The sequence below is a fragment of the Lachnospira intestinalis genome (assembly GCF_040095895.1).
Lineage (GTDB): Bacteria > Bacillota > Clostridia > Lachnospirales > Lachnospiraceae > Lachnospira > Lachnospira intestinalis.
This window is the reverse complement of record NZ_JBBMFS010000028.1, coordinates 1-1,357: the sequence shown is the minus strand read 5'-3', so window position 1 is coordinate 1,357 and position 1,357 is coordinate 1. Positions and strand designations below refer to the sequence as shown.

The 1,357-nt window shown below is 36.8% G+C and carries 1 protein-coding gene and 2 pseudogenes; all 3 read right to left on the bottom strand.

Annotation, left to right across the window (positions count from 1 at the left end; genetic code table 11):
• A pseudogene (locus WMO37_RS14825) lies at positions 1–553 on the bottom strand (hypothetical protein); the annotation flags it as partial.
• A gap of 249 nt (positions 554–802) precedes the next feature.
• Complete coding sequence (locus WMO37_RS14820; RefSeq protein WP_349155404.1) at positions 803–1,009, bottom strand: hypothetical protein; 207 nt, start codon at positions 1,007–1,009, stop codon at positions 803–805.
• Positions 1,010–1,048: 39 nt separating this feature from the next.
• Positions 1,049–1,357: pseudogene (locus WMO37_RS14815) on the bottom strand (hypothetical protein); the annotation flags it as partial.

Here is a 1,357-nt window from a genome sequence, read left to right as displayed (position 1 = left end):
TCTCATATGCAAAAATATGAAACGGTATCAGAAAAAACAGTTTCTTTTCAAACAATTCATGAATCGTATAACGTTTTACCTTTAATACCGGCACGGTATAGGATACCCTTCCGCCCGGAGTTAAGACTTTAACCGTCATTTCTTCCGGCGTATTTTTAGTATGTCTAAGCGACACAATTGCTGAATCCGGAAATTGTACTGTCAAAATATTTGATGTAAACTCTCTGTTTTCTAATGCAAGCTGTGTATCATACTCAAACATTCGCACAATCATGGTGCCGTCCTCGGTACTCTGACATTCAATGTGATATCGTTTTTTCTGTCCCTGTGCTATCGGTGCTGTTTCTTCGCTGATAATTTCAAAGCTGGAATCTGTAATCCGTTCCTGCTCACTGCCGTCCGGCATTCTGATAAAATGCTCATTTTGCAGCAGGCAGATGGTTTCTTTTCCGGTATATTTTGTATGAAATATTTCATTGACAACCGGAATCATTAACTCCGTACAGTCGGTTAAAAGTGTACGGAATACATCATCGTAAGGTGTATTATCCATGCATTGGTTCCTTTCTTTTATTATACTGGACTTGTGGGATTGTCGACAAGCGTTTTGATGAATTTTCTAAAATTTTCAAATCTTTTGGAATGAAAACGGATTATAAAAGGGTCTAAATCCGCAGTAAATTCCAAAAACGTGATAGAAAATACAGACGAAATCTAAATATTTAGATTTCAAATATAAATCAGACTTTAAACACATAATCTTTATAAAAAACCGTGCTTAAATTCGTTCTTAGAATATATTCTATTGAAATAATAACATAATATTATTTATATTGCAATAGTAAATTGCATCACTGATTGTATCAACTGCCTTATCAGCATTTGTTGAATCTGAACCGGTTACCTGAATTCCATCTACACCGATAGACTTTGCACTCATAGAATCCATTGTTACAGAAGTCTTATTTTCACTTGTCGTATCTGCACCTACCTGGAAGCTTAACAGCAATGCTTTAGAGCCGTTACTTAATGCTGTTTCACCTGATGCTTATTTTTCTTCTTTTGATATACTTTGCGCCAGCTTTTCTACGGTTTCCTGTGGCAATTCAGCTAATTCCGCGACAGATTTTATGTCATTCCCCATATTAAGAAGTTTTGTGGCAATCTGAATTTTAGTATATTCTTCGCCTTCGCGACGCCCTTCCATACGTCCTTCGCGGCGTCCTTCTGCACGTCCACGGTTTAAGATATCTTTTGCTTCATAATTTAATACTTTTCCGCCCATTGTCCGGCTCACCCCTTTCGCAACATTTTTATATTTAACAGCAAGATGTTCTATGACTTTACGTGACATATC